Origin of the sequence: Oryzibacter oryziterrae, from assembly GCF_021864535.1 — a bacterium.
Lineage (GTDB): Bacteria > Pseudomonadota > Alphaproteobacteria > Rhizobiales > Pleomorphomonadaceae > Pleomorphomonas > Pleomorphomonas oryziterrae.
Map to the genome: position 1 here is coordinate 443196 of NZ_JAKJIC010000002.1, position 21312 is coordinate 464507.

Below are 21312 nucleotides of genomic sequence, written 5' to 3' on the forward strand. Positions count from 1 at the left end.
TACGTGTAGGCGCGCACGCATTACGGCAATCGCGGATTCAAATTGCTACGTGGGGGCTTTTTTGATGAAGACGCTGTTTCATGCATCCATGAAGACGCCCTCCACATGGGCGAGTGGTCTTGCCCTGGCAGTCCTGCTTGGCATCGGGGCGGCAGGCCCCGCCATCGCTGAAACGGCGACAACCACCACAGCCTCAGCCTCGCCCAATCCTGCCCTTGACAGTGAGGATGTGACAATCCACACGGTTACAGAAGGTCTGTCGCCAATCACTTCCGGTTCCCTCACCTTTCGCGAAGGAGCGACGGACTTTGCTACGGTGTCGGTTGTCCCCGACGAATACGTGAGCGTTGCGGCATCTGAAAAGCACAGCTGCGGGCTCACGGCGGCTGGGTCGGTGCAATGCTGGGGTTACAACGGCTTCGGTCAGCTCGGAGACGGTTTTATAACAGCCCAGTTCACTCCGGAGACGATCATTGCGTCAGGGGCCACCGCTATCGCGGCTGGCCTTTTTCATAGTTGTGCTATCGTCTCGGGCGCGGTCGAATGCTGGGGTACCAACGGGAATGGTCAGCTCGGCGACGGTACCAACACGCAGCACTACACACCGGCGACGGTCATTGCATCCGGAGCGACGGCCATAGCGGCGGGTACCGAGCACACCTGCGCTATCGTTTCAGGCTCAGTCCAGTGCTGGGGCGACAACTCTTTGGGCCAGCTTGGGGATGGAACCACCACGGACAGCCTCACTCCGGAGACGATCATTGCATCCGGAGCCACCGCTATTGCGGCAGGCAGTTTGCACAGCTGTGCCGTTGTCTCGGGGGCGGTCGAATGCTGGGGAGCCAACAGTTCCGGCCAGATCGGCGACGGCACTACCACTGCTAGTCTCACGCCCGTAACGGTCGTTGCGTCCTCGGCCACCGCCGTCGCTGCGGGAAACTCCCACAGCTGCGCCGTTGTCTCCGGCGCGGTCCAGTGCTGGGGAGACAACAGCCTTGGTCAGATCGGTGACGGCTCCACGACGGATAGCCTCACTCCCGTGACGGTCATTGCATCCGGCGCGTCGGCAGTAGATGTGGGCACATATCACAGCTGTGCCATCGTCTCGGGAGCGGTTTGGTGCTGGGGCGCCAACAATATCGGCCAGATCGGCGATGGCTCCGGCACCGAACGAGATTCTCCAGTGATGACCATCGCATCTGGCGCAACGGCGATTGCATCTGGCGCCTTTCACAGCTGTGCGGTTGTCTCCGGAAATGTCCGGTGTTGGGGATACAACAGCAACGCGCAGATTGGCGATGGGACCAGAACCACACGCAGATTGCCAGTGGCTTACGTCGCCTTTGGACGTGCGCTCGCGACTACCACCCACCATTTTGGCGCAGGCTCTCACGACATCTCCGCGGCCTTTGCCGGCACCGCGACACATGCGGCCTCAACATCGGCCACAATTGTGCTGACCGTCAAGGACACCGTGCCACCGACCCTCAGCGTGCCTTCCGACATCACTGTGTCTACCGATGCCGGCCTTGCAACTGCTGTCGTGAACTTCGCCGCTGCAACAGCTTCGGACGACGTGGACGGTCCATTGACGCCGACACAGACCGCCGGTCTCGCCTCTGGCAGCGCTTTCCCCGTCGGTTTTACCACCGTGACCTTCAGCGCAACGGATGCCGCCGGCAACCAGGCAAGCGCATCCTTCAAGGTCAAGGTGGTCGACCAGGAGGCCCCGGTCGTGACTGTTCCGTCCGACATCACCGTGTCGGCGGAGCCCGGGCTTTCAAATGCTGTCGTGAACTTCGCCGCAGCGACCGCAACCGACAACGTGGACGGTTCGGTGACACCGACCCAAACTGCTGGCCTTGCTTCCGGCAGTTCCTTTCCCGTCGGCAAGACGACCGTAACTTTCAAGGCAACAGATGCCGCCGGCAATGAAGGGGTCAAATCCTTCCATGTCACGGTGGTCGATAACGAGGCGCCGGTGGTGAATGTGCCGGCCGACATCACGGCTTTGACGAATGAAGGCGAGTCCACCGCCTTGGTGAGCTACGGTGCGGCAACCGCAACGGACAATGTGGACGGCGCTCTGACGCCTGTCCGGACCGCAGGTCTTGCTTCGGGTAGTGCCTTCCCGGTGGGCAAGACCACTGTGACCTTCACGGCGACGGACGCAGCGGGCAACTCGGGCTCGGCCTCCTTCACGGTTACCGTGAGCGACGACCATACTCCCCCCAAACTCACTCTGCCCGCAGACGTGAGGGTCGCGGCGGAGGTCGGGCATGATACCGCGGTTGTGACCTATTCGGTCTCGGCAACGGATACGGTCGACGGGCCGGTCGCCCCGGTGCTGGTCGATGGCCTGGCGTCGGGCAGTGCCTTCCCGCTTGGCACAACGACTGTGACCTACACGGCGACGGACGTGGCCGGCAACATGGAGAGCCGCTCCTTCACGGTCAAGGTCCTGCGCCATATGCCGGACGGTGGCAACGGAAACGACAATCTCCTCGGCAGCAGCAGCGATGACTTCCTGTCCGGCGGTGGCGGCAACGACACTCTCAACGGCAAGGGCGGGGCCGACGAGATGAGAGGCGGTGCCGGTGAAGACACTTATTATGTCGACAACTCCGGCGACCTTGTCATCGAACTTCCCGGGCAGGGCGATGATCTTGTGAACGCTGCCATCAGCTACACGCTTCCCGCCAACGTCGAGCGTCTCACCCTGATCGGCAAGTCAGCACTCAACGGCAACGGCAATTCGCTCGACAACAGCGTAACAGGAAACGGTGCGGCCAATCGTCTCTCCGGCAAGGAGGGCAAGGACCTTCTGGAGGGGCTTGGCGGAGCGGACACGCTCGATGGTGGCCCGGATGAGGACACCGCCAGCTATTCGGCCTCGCCTGCAAGTGTTACGGTCTCGCTTGCGGCCAATCCACAGAGTGGCGGCGATGCGGCGGGCGACCGACTGGTTGCGATCGAGGACATCAAGGGCAGTCGCTTTGCCGACAGGCTCACCGGCAACGCCGGCGCCAACACCCTTGCGGGCGGGTTCGGCGCGGACATCATCTCGGGCGGTCCTGGTGGAGACGTGTTCGCCTACGGCTCTGTCGCCGACAGCCCGGCGGCAAAGCCCGACCTGATCCAGGACTTTCGTGCATCGGAAGGTGATCGCATCGATCTGACCGCCATCGACGCCAAATCCCTGACGCTCCCCGACGATGCCTTCAGCTTTATCGGCTCCCGGGCTTTCTCCGGTGTCAGCGGTCAGCTTCGCTTCGCCAGCGGTCGCCTCGAAGGAGACGTCAACGGCGACCGCAAGGCTGACATCGTCATCCTGCTCAAGGCGGTAACAAGCTTGCCGGTCAGCGCCATCCGGCGCTGACTTGAACCTTTCACCATTGGCAATCGTCAGGCGGCCATCACCGAGGTGATGAACCGGTCGACCACCTCGCGCAGGCGGGTTGCCTGCGTGTTCATGTCGTTGGACACCTCGAGCACCTGAGCCGCCGACTGCGACGTCTCGCCGACCACGCGGGTCAGGGCGCCGGTTTCGGTCGCCACTTCGCGCGTACCGTCGGCGGCCTGCTGGGCGTTGTGCGAGATTTCGTCGGTGGCGTGGCCCTGCTCGCCCACCGCGCCGGCGATGACGTTGGTGGTGGTGTCCACGTCGGCCATGATGCCGGCAATGTTGCGGATGGCCGACACCGCTTCGTCGGTCGACGACTGGATTTCCGAAATGTGAGCGGCGATTTCCTCGGTGGCCTTGGCCGTCTGGCCGGCCAGCGACTTCACTTCCGAGGCCACCACCGCAAAGCCGCGGCCCGCTTCGCCAGCGCGTGCGGCTTCAATGGTGGCATTGAGCGCCAGCAGATTGGTCTGCTCGGCAATCGCCTTGATCAGCGAGATCACCGCCCCGATCTTCTCGGCCGCCGTGGCAAGCCCGGTGATGGTGCTGTCGGTCCGGGCCGCTTCGTTGGATGCGCGGCGGGCCACTTCCGTGGCGGTCTGCGTCTGGCGACGGATCTCGCCGATCGACGCGGCCAGTTCTTCCGCCGCCGCGGCAACGGTCTGCACACCCGACGACGCCATCTCCGAGGCGCGGGCGGCGCTGCCGGCGCGGTCGCGAGCTTCGTCGGCAATCGAGGCAAGGGCGCGGGCAGTCGCCTCCATCTGGTCGGCGTTGCCGGCGACGGAGCCGACGAGTTCCTCGATCTCACGGCGGAAGTCGGAGATCAGATGCTCGATGGCATCCTGCCGCTGGCTGCGGGCCAGCTGCTCGGCCTCGGTCTGCGCGGCAAGGCGGCGGCGCTCGACGGCATTGTCGCGGAACACGCGAATGGCCCCCAGCATGCCGCCGATCTCGTCGGTGCGGTTCTGCTGGTCGATGGCCACATTGGTGTCACCGGTGGCAAGCCGGCGCATGGCGTCGGTCAGCGTCTTGATCGGATTGGCGATGAGGCGCGACAGCACCAGAGCGATGCCGAGCGCCACCAGCAGGCCGACGCCGAGCGTGATCGTCATCGCCAGCGAGCTGGACGCGCGATTGTCGCTGGCCACTTCCGCCCGGCTGCTGACCAGGGCCTTGATGGCGTCGATGGCAGCATTGGCCGCCTGTCGGGCGTTGTCGCGAGCGCTTTGGAAGGCGTCGGTGCCGGACTTCAACGCGGTAAAGGCGTCGGTATAGTTGTCCAGATCCTCGGTCGGATTGGCGATGCCGGCCGCTGCAACCTGTCCGGCCATGTCGAGCGCCGATTTCACGTCCTGTGTGATCAGGTCTTCGATGTCGGTCGAGGGGGCCAGACGGTAGTTGGCGGTCTGCAGCGACATGGCGTCGGTCACGTCGCCGAGCTTGGCGCCGAGCTGCGACACGGTCTGGGCCTTTTGCCCCAGACCAATCTGGTTCTGCATGTTGTTGACCGCCTGATCCTTCTGCAGGGCGGTCAGGCGAAGAATTTCATCGGACTTGGCGATCACGCCCTCAAGAGCCTTGAGAGCATCGAGTCTCAGCGTCTCCTGCTCGACGATGCTCTGGGTATCGGCCATCGACTTGAACGACTTGGTGAGCGCCGCCATGGTGTCATTGATGGCTTGCGCCTGCGTTGCCAGCTCCGGCGTCTTGGACATCGTCACGATCTGCTTGGCGACGATCTTGGCCGACGACATCGTCTGCTTGGCAATCAGCAAGTTCTTGGCCTGGTGGTCCGAGCCGAACTGGATCAGCGACACATTGGCTTTGAAGGCTGCAATCTGGGTCTTGTAGGCGAGCAGCGTCAGGTCCGACGCTTCCTGCACCTGTTGCTGGGCCGCCGCTGCCTGCTCGCTGGCGGCCTTGAACTGCGCGTCGGCATCGCTCTGGATCTTGAGGGCCGCCGTCTGCAGGGCGCTCAGATTGGTGTGCATGTTCTCGGTTGCCGACGCGATCTGCTTGGCTGCCGCGTCGAGATTGTAGACCGAACCCTGGAAGGATCGTACCGCGCCGAAGGCCGGGGCAAGTTCCGGCGCTTCGCGGTCGCCAAGCCCTTCAAGCTCCTTGACCACGCCGCCAAGCAGATTGCGCGCCGAAGCGAGCTGCTGGGGGTCACGGGCCTCGATGAAGGAGTTGGTCGCGTCGCCGGCATCGTTGACCTGCGCCAGGATCGATGCCGACCGGCTCGTCAGGTCTACAGCGGTGCCGAGGCTGTTCAGGCCGAAGAAGCCAACGCCTCCGACCGCGGCCGATAGCGCGATCAGCGACAGCATTCCCGTACCGATCTTGACCGAGATCGATCGGTTGGACACGAAGGTCATGAGTGACATTGGCATATCGTCCTGGGCAGGCGGGCCGGCGCAATGCCGACAACTGAGTGACTGCCAGAGGATTCGACGGGCTTCGTAAATTATTGGTGGACATACGCGGAAAAAGAGCAACAAACCCCGTCTTTCTTTGCAGTCAACACCTCAGACAGAAACGATTCAAAGCAGCCGGACTGGCGCCGGGCAGCGTATCTGCCCGGAAAAGCGCCAAATCAGTAAAAGTAACAGGTATCGAGAAGATGATCTTGAGCGCTTTTCGCAATGTTAATCATCTGTCTCGCGACTGGAATCACTGGTCGCCCCAAGTGCAACAGCCTTGGCGACATCCAGGGACACCTTCATGATTTCAGGGCTGTCCACGTCGGCCTTGGCCTCGAAGCCGAGCGCCTGGCACATGGAGAGCATGCTGGTATTCTCGCGCAGCACTTCCCCATGGATCTGGTCGAACCCTTCCTGCGAGGCAAAGCGGATGATCTGCCGCATCAGCCCCCAGCCGAGCCCGATGCCCTTGAGATCGGACCGCACCGCCACCGCATACTCCCCGTGCAGATGGTCGGGATCGCCATGCAGGCGCACGCCGCCCAGCATCTCGCCCGTTTCGGGATCGAGCGCGGTAAAGGCCATGGCGCGCGCATAGTCGATCTGGGTCAGGCGGGCGACGAAGCTGTGGCCGAGCTCGCGCACGCGGGCAAAGAAGCGCAGGCGCAGGTCTTCTTCGGTCATGCGTTCGAAGAAGCGCAGATAGAGGTCTTCGTCCTCCGGCCGCACCGGTCGCATGAACACCTTGCGGCCGCTTGGCAGCAACAGCGTCTGCTCCCATTCGGTCGGATAGGGACGGATCGCAAGACGCGGATGGCCGATGCGCTTGCGGATGCGGTTGCTCTCCAGCGCGATGTCGGCACGGACGGAAATGCGCGCGTCCACCACGATCAACCGTTGATGGTCGGCGATCAGCGGATTGAGGTCGATCTCGCGGATGCGCGGCTCCTCGGCCACCAGCTGGGCCAGCTTCACCAGCATCAGCGCCAGCCGATCCTTGTCCACCGGCTTGCGGTCGCGATAGCCGTTGAGCTGGCGGACGACGCGCGTCCGCTCGATCAGGTCACGCGCGAGATTCATGTCGAGCGGCGGCAGCGCCAGCGCCTTGTCGTCGATCACTTCGACCGCCGTACCGCCGCGGCCGAACACGAGGACCGGCCCGAACACCGGATCATCGGCCACGCCGGCGATCAGTTCGACCGCTTTCGGCGCCACGATCATCGGATGCAGAGTCACGCCCTCGATGCGGGCGCCCGGTCGGGCATCGCGCGCCAGGTCGATCACGCGCCGCGCCGCCATCTCCACCGCGTCGGGTGTGGCCAGCTCCAGTTCGACACCGCCGACCTCGGATTTGTGCACGATGTCGGGCGAGGCGATCTTCACCACGAGCGATCTGTAGTCGGCAAACAATCGGCTTGCCTCGCGCCGCGCCTCCGCCGGATTGGCGCAGAGCACGGCCGGTGCCGTGTTGATCTCATAGGCCGACAGGAGGTCGTAGACCTCGCGCGCCGTCAGCCAGTCGCGACCGTCGGCCAGCGCACCGTCCACCACCGCCGTCGCGGTCTTGCGATCGGGCGAGAAACCGGACAGCAGATCCGGCGGCGCTGCCGTCAGCGCCGATTGCGCCTCGGCATGGCGGACCAGCTGCATCAGCCCCTCGATCGCCGCATTGGGTGTTTCCAGCACGGGGATCTTGGCCTTGTTGAACACCTCTTCCCAGCCGTCGTCGGCACCGAGCCAGGCGGCGATCACGGGCTTTGCGCCAAAATGCGTGCGCTTGTAATCGGTGATCGCCTCCACCAGCGCTTCGGCCGCCGCTCGCGAGGGCGCCAGCGCCGTGGGGCAGTTCATCACCACGATGGCGTCGACGCCCTTGTCGGCCAGCACGGCCTTCATGGTGGCGAGATAGCGATCGGCCTGCGCGTCGCCCATCATGTCCACCGGGTTGGCGTGCGACCAGGCCCCCGGCAGCACGCGGTCGAGTTCGGCGATCGTCTCGGGTGCCAGCTGCGCCAGCTGCCCGCCCAGATCGGCGATGCGGTCCACCGCCAGCACACCGACGCCGCCGCCGTTGGTGATGACGGCGATGCGCTTGCCGTTGATGCGCGGTACCAGCGACAGCGTTTCGGCCGCCGCGAACATCTGCCCGAGGTCATCGACCCGCAAGAGACCGGCCCGGCGGAAGGCGCAATCATAGACCGCGTCGAGACCGGCCAGTGCGCCCGTGTGAGAAGCTGCTGCCCGCGCGCTCACCGCATGACGACCAGACTTGATCAGCACCACCGGCTTCGAGCGTGCGGCGGCCCGCGCCGCCGACATGAAGGCGCGCGCGTCGCGAATGCTTTCCACATAGAGCAGGATGGCGCGCGTGTTGTGGTCGGTGGCGAAATAGTCGAGCGTGGAACCAAAACCGACGTCACAGGCGTCGCCCAGCGAAACGAGGCCCGAGAAGCCCACCTTGTGCTTTTCGCCCCAGTCGAGCGCGGTCATGATCAGCGTGCCCGATTGCGAGATGAAGGCGAGGTCGCCGCGCCGGCCGAGCGCCTTGGAGAAGGTGGCGTTGAGGCTCAGCGCCGGCACCTGCAGGCCCACGCTGTTGGGGCCGATCACCCGCATGTCATGCCGTCGGGCGATCTCCGTCACGCTGGCCGTGATGCTGTCCGGCCCCTGGCCGAGACCGGCGGTGATCACCACCACATTGCGCACGCCCTTGAGGCCGAGCAGTTCCATGGTCTCCAGCACCGCCGACGGCGGCACGGCCACCACCGCAAGGTCAGGCCCGTGCGGCAGGTCGGGAATGCTGGGATAGACGGGCAGCCCCTCGATCTCCGCCACGTAAGGATTGACGAAGAACAGCCGGTCGCGGCCGAACTCCATCAGGTTGCGCACCAGAATGGAGCCGATGGAGCCCGGGCGCGAACTCGCCCCGATCAGCGCGATGGACGATGGCTTGAAGAACGGGTCGATGCTTTCGAGGCTCATCTGTCATCCTCGCGCCTGAGGCTGTGCGTGCGCGGTTCGTGGTTGGTCGCCTGGCGCATTTCAGCAACCGGGCCGGTGTCATGGATGATACCGGCCCGGCTTGTCTTGCGCGAGAGGGGGGAACGCTTAATGACTCATCAGCGTCGGAATGGTCATCTGCTCCAGCATGTTGCGCGTCACGCCGCCCAGCACGAACTCCCGGAACCTGTTGTGGCCATAGCCGCCCATGACGCAGAGATTGGCGCCGATGGCATTGGCATGCGCCACCAGCGTGGCGGTCACGTCATTGCCCTGCCGCTCCACGCCCTGCACCGCCACATTGAGGCCGTGGCGGGCCAGATAGGTCGCCGCGTCGGCACCGGGCACGCCATCCACCTTCTTGCTGCCCGAAACCGTGGCGATCTCGATGGACTTGGCACATTTCAGCACCGGCAAAGCCGTATGCACGGCCCGCGCCGAGGTGGACGAACCATCCCAGGCGATCATGATCTTCTCGAAGGACACCGGCTTTTCCCAGTCATAGGGAATGATCAGCAGCGGAACGCCGGCGTCGAACAGCAGCGCTTCGAGGAGGGCCGAGCGCATCGGCTCCGGCTGGTCGGGATTCTCCTGGCCGATCACCACCAGGTCAGACAGTTGCGCCTGCCGCACGATCACCGGCGTGCCGCCCGAATAGACGGTGGCATTGCGCGATTCCGCCGGCACACCCAGCGCCGCAGCCTTTTCATCGAAACGCTTGGCCGCTTCCTTGGCGGCATTCTCGGAGGCATTGATGGCCTCGACCAGATACTCCGCCGGTATGGGGGAGGCGAGGAAGCCCGGCGCCAGCGGCTCCATGGCGAGCGCCAGCCCGGTTGCATGCGCCCCGATCCTCTGCGCCAGATCCAGCGCGGCGGAGGACGCCACCATCCGGTCGTTGTTGACGTCGATGATGGTGAAGATGTCTTTGATGGTCATGAGCACGCCTCCTCGAAGTCGGGCTATTGCGGGTCTCCCGTCAGGCTCGACCTGCCACCGCTCTTGGTTGCCCTCGGCAGGCCACTTACCATCCTCCTGCGGGTCTGAAGGCGCATTGCGCTTGATCAATCAGCGCAAATTCCGGCAAGGCACTCGTGGTTCGATTGTGACATTTGCCTCCGCCGGATACGACCCATCGAGCACATGTCAAAGTCGCTCCACTCGCCGGTGCCTGTTGTGAAAATGGGGATCGGACGGGCGCAATTTCAAGGGGCATGCAATGTTAACCGGCGAGCCAGGGTGGTTCGCCGGCTTGAAGCGTGCCACCGGCTCACTTCCGGTGGGCTTCCGCCTTCCTGCGCCGCCGCCAGGCATGCAGCAGCGGTTCGGTATAGCCGTTGGGCTGGCTGAGCCCCTTGAAGATCAGGTCCGACGCTGCCTGGAAGGCCAGCGATTTCTGCGGCTGTTCGCCGAACTCTTCATAGGCGGGATCATCGACATTCTGGTTGTCGATGACGAGCGTCATGCGCTTGAGCGCATCGTGCACCTGCGCTTCGGTCACGATGCCATGCTTCAGCCAGTTGGCGATATGCTGCGAGGAGATGCGCAGCGTCGCCCGATCCTCCATCAGGCCCACATAGTTGATGTCGGGCACCTTGGAACATCCCACGCCCTGGTCGATCCAGCGCACCACATAGCCGAGCAGGCTCTGCACGTTGTTGTCGAGCTCGGCGGCAATCTCCTCGGCGGAGAAGGTGCGCCCGGTCGCCAGCGGCAATGTCAGCAGGTCGTCGAGGCTGGCGCGCGGCCGCGTCTTGAGCTCGGCCTGCCGCGCCGTCACGTCGGTCTCCAGATAATGCAGCGCATGCAGCACGGCCGCGGTCGGCGAGGGCACCCAGGCGGTCGAGGCGCCAGCCCTGGGATGCACGCCCTTCTCGGCCAGCATGGCCCCCATCAGGTCCGGCATGGCCCACATGCCCTTGCCGATCTGCGCCCGGCCGGGCAGGCCGGCGATCAGGCCGGCGTCCACATTGCCGTTCTCATAGGCCTGGATCCATTTCTGGGCCTTCATCTCGCCCTTGCGCACCATTGGTCCGGCGAGCATGGAGGTATGGATCTCGTCGCCGGTGCGGTCGAGGAAGCCGGTGTTGATGAAGAACACGCGGCTGCGCGCCGCCCGGATGCATTCCATCAGATTGGCCGAGGTGCGCCGCTCCTCGTCCATGATGCCCATCTTCAGCGTGTCGCGGGCAAGGCCCCAGGCGTCCTCGATCGCCGCGAACAGCCGGTTGGCAAAGCCCACTTCCGCCGGACCGTGCATCTTCGGCTTGACGATATAGACCGACCCGAAGCGGCTGTTGGCGCGCCGCCCCAACGGTCCCACGTCATGCAGAGCGATCGCCGAGGTGATCAGACCGTCGAGGATGCCCTCGGGGATCTCGCGTCCTTCGCCGTCCAGCACCGCGTCGGTGGTCATGAGATGGCCGACGTTGCGCACCAGCATCAGGCTGAGCCCCTTGAGCCTCAGCGCCCCGCCGTCGGGCGTCTGATAGGTGCGATCGGCGTTGAGCCGGCGCGTCACGGTGCGGCCGCCCTTCTCGAAGCTCTCGGCAAGGTCGCCCTTCATCAGGCCGAGCCAGTTGCGATAGACCACCACCTTGTCGTCGGCGTCGACGGCAGCCACCGAATCCTCGCAGTCCATGATGGTGGACAGCGCCGCTTCCAGCTGCACGTCGGCGACGCCGGCCGGATCGCCCGCCCCGATCGGGCTGCGCCGGTCGATCACGATCTCGATGTGCAGGCCGTTGCGGGCGAACAGCAGGGCCGACGGATCCGATGGCGCACCGCGATACCCGGCCAGGACGCCCGGATCGGCAAGGCCGGTCTCCGTGCCGTCGGCGAGGCGTACGGCCAGATGATCGTCGGCGATGCGATAGGAGGCAACCTCCGCGTGGCGCCCCGCCGCCAGCGGCACAGCCTTGTCGAGTTCCGCCTTGGCGCGCGCCACCACGGCCACGCCGCGTGTCGCGTCAAAGCCGGGCCCTTTGGCCTTGCCGGGCAGCACGTCCGTGCCGTAGAGCGCGTCGTAGAGGCTGCCCCAGCGCGCGTTGGCGGCATTGAGCGCATAGCGCGCGTTCATCCCCGGCACCACAAGCTGCGGCCCGGCCACCGTGGCGATCTCGGGATCGGTATTGGTGGTCGTCACCGTGAAGGTGTCGCCCTCGGGCACCAGATAGCCGATCTCCTCGAGGAAGGCGCGATAGTCGCCCATGTCGAAGGCTTGGTCGCGATTGGCCAGGTGCCAGGCGTCGATCTTGGCCTGCAGCAGGTCGCGATGCACCAGCAGCACCCGATTCTCCGGGGCAAAGCGCGTCACGATGTCGGCGGCAGACGCCCAGAAGCGCTCGGCGTCGAGGCCGGTGCCGGGCAGGGCTTCGTTGGACAGGAAGTCGTCGAGGACGGTCGCAACGGACAGTCCGTGGCGCATCACGCGCTCGGTCATCGGGGCCTCATTTGCGCGGTGCTTCCAGTGGGGGGAAACGAAGCAGCCGCTTTGCCGGCCATAGAAGCCAAGCGACCGGCAAATGTCCAGCCGTTCCGGGGCGTCTCAGAGGATGTCCTCAGGCATGGATACGTATTTGTCTGGATGGCCATGCTTGGCAAAAGGCTCGCATTCCCGGCAAATGTGATCACGTTGATAACGGTCCCGTAAGGAAAGGGGACTACGTATGAATGGATAGATTGGCGGAGCCATATGTGTGGTCCTCTGCCCCGTTGTGTTGGCTATTTCGTCGCTTGCAAGGGAACCGCTGTAGTGTCGCTTACGGTTCTGGTGTTTGTCGCAACTCTGTTCGGGCTTTTCGCGACAGGCGCACGCGCTTGGAGGCTGCCGCATTTCGCCGGCAAGACAGACTACCTGCTGATCATCGCCTCCTCGGCCTGGTGGTTGGTCTTTGCCGCCGTTGATGCCTATTCGACCGAACCCGCCGACAAGATCCTCGCCTCCGAAATCGCCTGGTATGGCATCATCACCACGCCGGTGTTCTGGATGACCTTCATGGCGACCTATATCCGCGGCAGCGAACCGGCTGCCGCGCGGTCGCACCGTTTCGCCACCCTGGCGCTCGGCGCGGTCACGCTCGCCATTGCGCTGACCAACGACTGGCACGGCGGCATCTATGCCAGCGTGACGCCCGATCCCACGCCGGCCTATCCCCATCGCCTGCATTTCTCGCATGGCTTCATCTACAATGTGCTGGCAGCGGTCGTCTATGTCGCCATGCTGGCGACCACGGTTCAGGTGGGGCTCGCCGCACGCCGCGCGTCGGGTCTGCATCGCCGCCAGTTTCTCGGCTTGCTCGGCGCCGCTCTTGTCCCCTGGGCGGCGAATGCGGGCTACAACTTCGGCAATCTGCGCATCCTGGGCTTTGACCCGACGCCGATCGCCTTCGTCTGCATCCCCGTCGTCTATCACGTGCTGATCGCCCGCCATCAGCTGTTCAGCCTGGCGCCGGTCGCCCATCACGCCGTCTTCAATTCCCATCCAGACAGCATGCTGGTGGTTTCCGCCAGCGGCATCGTCGCCGAGGCCAACCCGGCTGCCATCAAGCTCTTTGAGGCGTCCGGCAATCCGGTGGGCCAGCTCTTCGCCGCCCTCAAGGCCAACTTCGTCCCCCAGCGCACCATTGATGCGTCGGGCCATGCCGCCTCCGAACTCTGCAGCCGGGATGGACTGACCTTCGAACTGCGCAGCACGACCGTCCTTGCCGGCGGCAAGGAGCGCGCCAGCATCCACGTCTTCCGCGACGTGACCGCCATCCACAGCGCCAATCTCAAGCTCGGCATTGCCGCGCGCCTGATGGAGGAACGGCTGGACGCCAACGTCAAGCTGCACGAACAACTGCGCGAGATGGCCCTGCGCGACAGCCTGACAGGCCTCTACAACCGTCGCAGCCTCGACGAGATCTGCGCGTCCATGATCCGCCGCGCCGCCGAAGCCGGCCAGACCGTCTCCTTCGCGCTGATCGACATCGACCATTTCAAGGCCATCAACGACACCTTCGGTCACCGCGCCGGCGATGACGCGCTTGTCCGGGTCGCCGCCGCGCTGACGGCGGAGTTGTTGCCGGGCGAGATGGCCGTCCGCATGGGCGGCGAAGAGTTTCTGCTGGCCATGCCCGACGTCGACGAGGTCTCGGCCTTCCGGCGTGTCGAGAGCTGTCGCAAGGCGCTGTCGCAAGACGGGGCGGGCGATGGCGCCGCATCCGCCGTCCGCTTCTCGGCGGGCCTCATCACTTGCGAAGCGGCCACCTGCAACATCGAAACCATGCTGACCGTCGTCGATCGGGCGCTCTATCAAGCCAAGCGCACCGGCCGCAATCGCACGGTGGTCGCCGCCGGCGACGCGCGCAGCATTCAGGACCGGCTCGCCCGCGTCAGCCTGGGCTGATCTCTCTCAGAACAGCGAGCCCTGGCCGCCTTCGCCACCCTTGGCCCGAACCGGCTTGCGTGCCGGCTTTGTCGGTTCCGCACCGCCCTCGCCAACGGTCGCGGCCACATGGCCGTCGCGGAACTCGATGTCGAGCGCAGCTCCGGCCGCAAGCGCCGCCGCGTCGAACACGGGGCGCCCCTCGCCGTCGCGCACCAGCGCATAGCCGCGCTTCAGCGTCGCCTTGTGGTTCACTGCGTCGAACACCGACACCACCCGCTCAAGCCGCGCCGCGCGCTGGCGCAGCACCTCGGAGATTGCCCGGTCGCTGCGCTGGCGGAGGCTCGCGAGCCGCTCGCCGAGCTGCGCCTGGTTGCGCAGCAGGCTCAGCGGTGACAGACGCGCCGCAACGCGATCAAAGCGCCGCGAATGCGCGTTGGTGTTGGCCTTCAACGCCTGGCCGAGGCCATTGGCCAGCGAATCGAAGCGCTGGCGCGGCAACGCCAGAATGTCGCCGGGCCGGGGCAGGGCGCGTGCCGCGGCCATCAGGCGCGTTGCCCGCACGTCGATCACCCTGGAAATGCCGCCGTTGAGCCGACGGCCGAGATCGTCGAGCTTGTCGAGCAACTCTCGCCGCACCGGCACCGCCATCTCCGCCGCGCCCGTGGGGGTAGGGGCCCGCACGTCGGCGGCGTGATCGATCAGCGTCCAGTCGGTCTCGTGGCCGACGGCCGAGATCAGCGGTATTTCGGAAGCCGCCGCCGCCCGCACCACGATTTCATCATTGAAGCCCCAGAGATCCTCAAGGCTGCCGCCGCCGCGTGCCACGATGATGATATCGGGCCGCGGAATCGCGCCGCCTTCCGGCAAGGCGTTGAAGCCGGCAATGCCCGCCGCCACTTCCGCGCCACAGGTCTCGCCCTGCACCCGCACCGGCCACACCAGCACATGCACGGGGAAGCGATCGGTCAGACGATGCAGGATGTCGCGGATCACCGCTCCGGTCGGCGAGGTGACGACACCGATCACCTTCGGCAGGTAGGGCAGCAGCTGCTTGCGTGAGGCGTCGAACAGCCCTTCGGCGGTCAGCTTGCGCTTGCGCTCTTCCAGGAGCGCCATCAGCGCGCCCGCGCCGGCCGGCTCCAGCGCGTCGATGACGATCTGGTATTTCGACGAGTTGGGATAGGTGGTCAGCTTGCCGGTGGCGATCACCTCCATGCCCTCTTCGGGCTTGAAGCGCAGCTTGCCGAACACGCCGCGCCAGACCACCGCCTCCATGCGGGCGTTCTCGTCCTTCAGCGCGAAATAGGCGTGGCCCGACGAATGCGGCCCGCGATAGCCCGAGATCTCCCCGCGCACCCGCACGAAGCCGAACTGATCCTCAACCGAACGCTTGAGGGCGAAGGAAATCTCCGAAACGCTGTATTCGGCGACGTTGGAAGTGGCGTCGGTCACGGTCTCATCCCAATATGTCGTACCAACTCGAATCTCTCGTCAGCCTTGATGGCACGAGCCGATCGAAAACGGAACAACGGCCGTTGTCTCCAACACCGGCGGCAACGGCTATCCGACCTCAACCTTGCTCGCGTGCAGCAGCCTTTGAAGCCAGACGCCCGCGACCGCCGGGTTTCAGATCCGGCGCTCAGCGCTTGAAGCCGTCGAACATCTTCTCGAACAGCTTGGCATTGGCTTCGGCGATTTCGACGCCGGGCTCGAACATCTTGCCGAAGGCTTCCATGCCGGGAGGCCACTGCAGGCCGGCCGGCTTCCTGGCGTCCTCGCCCACATAGCCCTTGAAGAAGGAGTTCATGGCGTCCTTGAAGGGCGCTGCCATCGCCTCCATCGGGTTGGCGGCATCCGCTCCGAAGGCCTTGAACATGGACGCAAACGGTCCGCTCTCCATCTCCTTGGCAAGGCCGCCGAACAGCGTTGCAGCGATGGTGGGCATCACCTTGGCCACCATGTCGGCCCCGACGCCCGTGATCTTCGACACCTGCCCGGCGATCACGTCGGCGGCGTCGCCCGAACCGAACAGCTTGTCGAGCGCGATGCGCGCCGCTTCGGTTGCCGCCGGCGACACGGCGGCGCTGGCGTCGTCATAGGCCGCCTTGAAACGGGCACCGTCGAACAGCTCCGCCGGGCTCCTGGCGTCGCGCAGGTTGGCGAACGACTTCTGAAAGCCCAGCGAAAACACCGGCAGCAGCGCGCCCGTCAGCTTCTCCACGTCCTGCGTCTTGAGGCCATAGGCGCGGGCAATGTTCTCGATGGCCTGGCCGCCCTGGGCCTGCCGCATCAGATCGTAAAATGTGAACATTGCCGCTCCGCCCCTGCTGACTCGTGGGTTGTCATCATGAAGCCCGCGAAGGCGCGCGTCAAAGGGCGAAAGACGGCGCGGCGGCCCGCCTCATACCAAGTGGCATTGAAAATGACGCTTGGCATTCCGTCTTCGAATTTCTCATGCCTTTGACGCAATTGAGAAATTCGAACTGCTCTCAATGAGCCGATGCGTCAGAAACTCTGGCGAATTGGTATCACAAGCAACAACGCCGCACCACGGCCCAGGCAGGCGGTGGCGCGGCGCAAATGCACAGAGCGTTGGCCCTCGAACGGCTCAGTTGTCGCAGTCGGACACGGCCACGGTGCAGCGGCTCTCGCCGCAATCCTTGATGGCCGCGGCCTTGGCGGCATCCTCGGTATCACCGATGCCCTTGCCGCGCTTGCCCGAGTTCGTGCTCACGGCATAGGCGCCACAGGCCTTGAAGCTCACCACCACACGGCAGCTGGTGTTGCCGGCGTCCTGGCAGTTCTTCACGGCGTCCGCCTCGGCGGCCGACTTGCTGTCGCCAAAGCCGGTGCCATAGCCCACGTCGTTGGCGGTGACCGCCTCACCGTCGGTGGCAACATTGTCATCGATGGCGATGGCCCCATTGGCCAGTGCCGCCTGCGGTAGAAGCAGGGTAAGGGCTGCAAGGCTAGCGATCAGGCTGCGGCGCATAAAAGGTCTCCCATTCAGTTCATTGGCCGTCGGCGGCCATCTCCCCCTCGAAGGACGAGCCGGCCACCGTTGATGGGAGACTAGCCGTTTGCAACAGGTGAATGCCGACAAATTTTGTCGCAATCGCCTATCGCAGCGTGGTCGCCATGTCGCAGGCCGCCCAGAGCTTGTCGATGTCGCCACCGAAGGTCTCGAGCAGCACCTCGGCCTCGGTCTTGCCGCGCTCCACGATCCGGTCGAGCGGCGCCAGATACACCGCCTCGTCCTCGCCCTGGGCGTTGCGATAGGCGCGCCGGACCAGGCCGCGTCGGCTGATCTCCAGCACGTCGCGGGCGATGTCGAGCAGCGAGCGTCCGGCAATCGTCGCCTTGAGGGCCTGTGTCGGCACCGCGTCGCGCAGATCCTGCCGCTCGTCGGTCGTCCAGTCCTTCACCACCTGCCAGGCTTCGTCGAGCGCCACGTCGTCATAGAGCAGGCCCACCCAGAAGGCGGGCAGCGCCAGAATATGCTCGGTCGAGCCCGAGTCGGCGCCGCGCATCTCCAGGAAGCGCTTGAGGCGCACTTCCGGGAACAGCGTGCCCAGATGATTGTCCCAGTCGCCGATATTCGGCACCACGCCCGGCAGTTCGGTCTTCAGCGCGCCATTCATGTATTGGCGGAAGGTGACATGCGTGGCCGGATTGTAGGTATCGTCGCGCTTGACGAAATACATCGGCACATCGAGCGCCCACTGCACATAGCGCTCGAAACCGAAGCCCTCCTCGAACACGAAGGGGACCATGCCGGCGCGCGCATTGTCGGTGTCGCGCCAGATCTCGGAGCGTTCGGACAGGCGCCCCGTGGGCTTGCCGTCCATATAGGGCGAGTTGGCAAACAGCGCGGTGGCCAGCGGCTGCAGCGCGATCGACACGCGCATCTTCTTGACCATGTCCGCTTCCGAGGCGAAATCCAGGTTCACCTGCACCGTCGCCGTGCGGAACATCATGTCGCGGCCACGTGTGCCCACGCGCGGCATGTAGTTGGACATGATGGCATAGCGCGACTTGGGCATCACCGGCGTCTGGTCGAGCGTCCACACCGGGCTCGCCCCGAGGCCGAGGAAGCCGATCTTCAGCGGATCGGCAATTTCATAGACCTGCGCCATATGCGCATGCAGCTCGCAGGCCGTCTCGTGCAGATGCACCAGCGGCGCGCCGGAAAGCTCGAACTGTCCGCCCGGCTCCAGGCTGATCGCGCCACCATGCGTGGGATCCACAAGACCGATCGGCCGGCCGCGATCCAGAATCGGTTCCCACCCGAGCAGTCCGGCCATGCCCTCCAGCAGTTGCCGGATGCCACCCTGGCCCTCATAGGCCACGGGCGCATGCGTGAACTTGCGGAAGCCGACCTTCTCGTGCTCGGTGCCGATCCGCCAGCGTTCCCGGGGCTTGTTGCCGTCCTCAAGGCGAGCGGCGAGTTCGGCCACCGAGGTGATCGGTGTATCGTCGGACGTGTCACGCGCCATAGATTAGTCTCCAAAGGCAATGGGCCGGCACCGTAACCATGTGCAGGCCAATGATCAATCCATGTGACGATCACGTCGATGTCGGACCTGGATTCGCGGTTCCCGACGCTGCGACCCTCTCCCCGGCATGGAACGCAATCCATTGTATTTTCGACATATATACATTTGCATCTGGTGACTTTTGCATGATGTTAAATGTACGATTTAGATTAAAGTCTTACCCATTTACGATTTGCTTACATAGTATTTTCAAGGGCGAGAGTAGTATTTTGATGTGGTCGAGTTTCTGTATTCGATGAAAGGAATTATTTATTTGGTCAAATTAGCGCTTTTTCCCATCAGTTGATGGGTGAGGGTGTTACATGTTCGGGTTTGCATATGAGTTGATGCTGGATGCCAACGACGGAGAAGCGTGCCAGCAGCAGGAAAGCTCTTGCCTCCCCCTGAGCCGGAGAGCCCTGCTGGCGGGAAGCGCGTCGGTCGCCGCCGCTTCGGTTCTGGCCTCGCCGGCCGCTGCCGCGCAGCAGAAGGCCGGCCGCTTCCGCCATCCTGGACTTCTTTTTTCTGCCGATGACCTCAAGCGCCTCGGCGCAAAGGTCAACGCTTCGGCTAGCCCCTGGATCGATGGCTGGCAGAAGCTGATGACCAGCGGCTTTGCCAACGTGAACTGGCAGGTGCATCCGGTTCCGATTCTCTATCGCAACTCCGGCGTTGCCGAGTGGCGCGACAACTACATCCCCCTCTGCCGCGACATCATGGTGGCCTATGCCTGCGCCTTGCGCTGGCACGTCCTCCAGGACAGGACGGCCGCCGATTGCGCCGTGCGGATCCTGAACGGCTGGTCCTCCACACTCACCTTGATCTACACCTCGGCCCGTTATCACGACGGGCAGCTTCTGGCCCGCCTCCAGGGATATGAGTTCGCCAATGTCGGCGAACTCCTGCGCGGCTACGACGGCTGGGCGAGCGCGGACTTCGAGCGCTTCAAGACGATGATGTGCGAGGTCTTCCTGCCGCACAACGGCGGCATCCTCAACATCGACAATGCCAACCTGTCCTCATACGCCAACTGGGAACTCGCCGCCGTCGCCATGGTCATGGCGGTGGGCGTGCTCTGCGACGACGCCGGACTGTTCCAGAAGGCCGTCGACTATTTCAAGCGCGGCGCCGCAAACGGCTCGGTGATGCAGGCGGTCTATTTCCGCCATCCCGGCAATCTCGGCCAGACCCAGGAGGCCGGTCGCGATCAGGGGCACAACACGCTTGTGACGGCCTTGATGGCGCCCATCTGCCAGATGGCCTGGAACCAGGGTGTCGACCTGTTCGGCTATGACAACAACCGCGTCCTGGCCGGTGCCGAATATGTGGCCAAGGCCAATTCCAGGGACGACAGCGGGGCCTTCCATACGGTTCCCTTCCAGCCCTACCAGGTCTTCAATGGCCCGTTGCAAGCCGAGCTGTCGACCGGGGCGCAGGGGATCGTTCGTCCGGCCTGGGCGATCTATTACAATCACTATGTCCGGCGGAAGGGCATCGCGGCGCCCTATGTGAGCCGCATGGTGGCCACGTCTGTGGCCGAAGGCGGCCCGGACAGGACGAGCCACACCAGCGGCGCCTTCGACCAGATCGGCTATGGCACGCTGTTGCTGACCGACACGGCCGTGGTTGCCAGAGCCCCGTCCGGGCTGACGGCGGCTGTCGTCGCCGGTGCCGTCCAGCTCGACTGGTGGGGGATGCCCGGCGCGACCGGCTATACGCTCTGGCGCAGCGGCAATCGTACCACGGGGTTCACCTCGATTGCCACCGGCATCAGCGATGTCTTGACCTATGTGGACACGCCGCCGTCGGCCGGTGTCTATTTCTACCGGGTCACCGCCACGACCGGGAACGGCGAGAGCAAGCCCAGCGATCCCGTTGTGGTTCTCTACGGCAACTATCCCTTCTTGGTCTATGATTTTGCCGAGCGGCGCGGCCCTCAGGTCACCGACCGGTCCGGCCTTGGCCTCAATGGCGCCTTGTATGGAGGCGCCAGTCGCGTCGCCGGCCGCAACGGCCAGGCCCTGGGGCTCTCCGCCGCACAGCCGGGCTGGGTCCAGCTGCCATCGGGCGTCGTTGCCCACATGGGCGATCTGACCGTCGCCGCCTGGGTCTACTGGAACGGTGGCGATCGCTGGCAGCGCATCTTCGATTTCGGCTGGAACACGACCAAATACATGTATCTCAGCCCGGCCGGCGGCAGCAGACAGCTGCAGTTCGGGATCGCGCTGAACGGCTACAAGAGCGAGCAGGGCGTCGTTGCGTCCAAGGGGTTGCCGACCGGCCAATGGTGTCATGTGGCAGTGACCATGACGGGCAAGGAAGTCGCCCTCTATCTGAATGGCGAGCCGGTCGCCTATAGCGACGCCATATCCTTCCCGCCGCTGCAGCTGGCCATGTCGCCGCGAAACTACATCGGCCGGTCGCAATTTCCCGCTGACCCGGCGTTCAACGGCATGATCGATTCCTTCCGCCTCATCGTCGGCGCCGTCGGCCAGGATGAGGTCAAGAGCCTGATGCAGTCCACCTGATCGGGCAGAACCGTCCGCCCCTTCCGCAGACAGGCGGCAACACCTGCCT

The 21312-nt window shown here is 64.7% G+C and carries 11 protein-coding genes; 3 read left to right on the forward strand and 8 right to left on the reverse strand.

Annotation, left to right across the window (positions count from 1 at the left end; all coding sequences use genetic code 11):
* Positions 1 to 64: 64 nt before the first annotated feature.
* A complete protein-coding gene (locus L2I41_RS04335) occupies positions 65 to 3379 on the forward strand; it encodes an RCC1 domain-containing protein (protein ID WP_237152283.1) in 3315 nt (1104 codons plus the stop codon).
* Positions 3380 to 3405: 26 nt separating this feature from the next.
* Here L2I41_RS04335 and L2I41_RS04340 read toward each other — a convergent pair whose 3' ends face one another.
* From L2I41_RS04340 to L2I41_RS04355, 4 genes are all read right to left on the reverse strand, one after another.
* Positions 3406 to 5793, reverse strand: a complete 2388-nt coding sequence (locus L2I41_RS04340) for a methyl-accepting chemotaxis protein (protein ID WP_237152284.1) — start codon at positions 5791 to 5793, stop codon at positions 3406 to 3408.
* Positions 5794 to 6054: 261 nt separating this feature from the next.
* Complete coding sequence (locus L2I41_RS04345; protein WP_237152285.1) at positions 6055 to 8811, reverse strand: bifunctional acetate--CoA ligase family protein/GNAT family N-acetyltransferase; 2757 nt, start codon at positions 8809 to 8811, stop codon at positions 6055 to 6057.
* A 126-nt stretch (positions 8812 to 8937) separates the two neighbouring features.
* On the reverse strand, positions 8938 to 9768 hold the full coding sequence (locus L2I41_RS04350) for a universal stress protein (protein ID WP_237152286.1): 831 nt from the start codon (positions 9766 to 9768) through the stop codon (positions 8938 to 8940).
* A 331-nt stretch (positions 9769 to 10099) separates the two neighbouring features.
* Positions 10100 to 12271, reverse strand: coding sequence for a malate synthase G (locus L2I41_RS04355; RefSeq protein WP_237152287.1), 2172 nt, complete (start codon positions 12269 to 12271; stop codon positions 10100 to 10102).
* A gap of 312 nt (positions 12272 to 12583) precedes the next feature.
* On the opposite strand from L2I41_RS04355, the gene L2I41_RS04360 reads away from it, so the two are divergent.
* Positions 12584 to 14218, forward strand: coding sequence for a histidine kinase N-terminal 7TM domain-containing protein (locus L2I41_RS04360; RefSeq protein WP_237152288.1), 1635 nt, complete (start codon positions 12584 to 12586; stop codon positions 14216 to 14218).
* A 6-nt stretch (positions 14219 to 14224) separates the two neighbouring features.
* Here L2I41_RS04360 and xseA read toward each other — a convergent pair whose 3' ends face one another.
* The 4 genes from xseA to L2I41_RS04380 all read right to left on the reverse strand — a co-directional run bounded on the left by xseA (position 14225) and on the right by L2I41_RS04380 (position 18696).
* Positions 14225 to 15652, reverse strand: a complete 1428-nt coding sequence (gene xseA / locus L2I41_RS04365; protein ID WP_237152289.1) for an exodeoxyribonuclease VII large subunit — start codon at positions 15650 to 15652, stop codon at positions 14225 to 14227.
* Positions 15653 to 15839: 187 nt separating this feature from the next.
* Positions 15840 to 16511 (reverse strand): DUF937 domain-containing protein, encoded by a 672-nt coding sequence (locus L2I41_RS04370; RefSeq protein ID WP_237152290.1) that lies wholly within the window; start codon positions 16509 to 16511, stop codon positions 15840 to 15842.
* A gap of 297 nt (positions 16512 to 16808) precedes the next feature.
* Positions 16809 to 17192: a DUF4189 domain-containing protein gene (locus tag L2I41_RS04375; RefSeq protein ID WP_237152291.1), complete on the reverse strand. Its 384-nt coding sequence runs from the start codon at positions 17190 to 17192 to the stop codon at positions 16809 to 16811.
* 127 nt (positions 17193 to 17319) lie between these two features.
* The gene (locus L2I41_RS04380) at positions 17320 to 18696 is read right to left on the reverse strand and encodes a glutamate--cysteine ligase (RefSeq protein ID WP_237152292.1); all 1377 of its coding nucleotides are present in this window, start codon (positions 18694 to 18696) and stop codon (positions 17320 to 17322) included.
* Positions 18697 to 19058: 362 nt separating this feature from the next.
* Here L2I41_RS04380 and L2I41_RS04385 point away from each other — a divergent pair, with 362 nt between their 5' ends.
* Positions 19059 to 21263: a LamG-like jellyroll fold domain-containing protein gene (locus L2I41_RS04385; RefSeq protein WP_237152293.1), complete on the forward strand. Its 2205-nt coding sequence runs from the start codon at positions 19059 to 19061 to the stop codon at positions 21261 to 21263.
* Positions 21264 to 21312 lie beyond the last annotated feature (49 nt).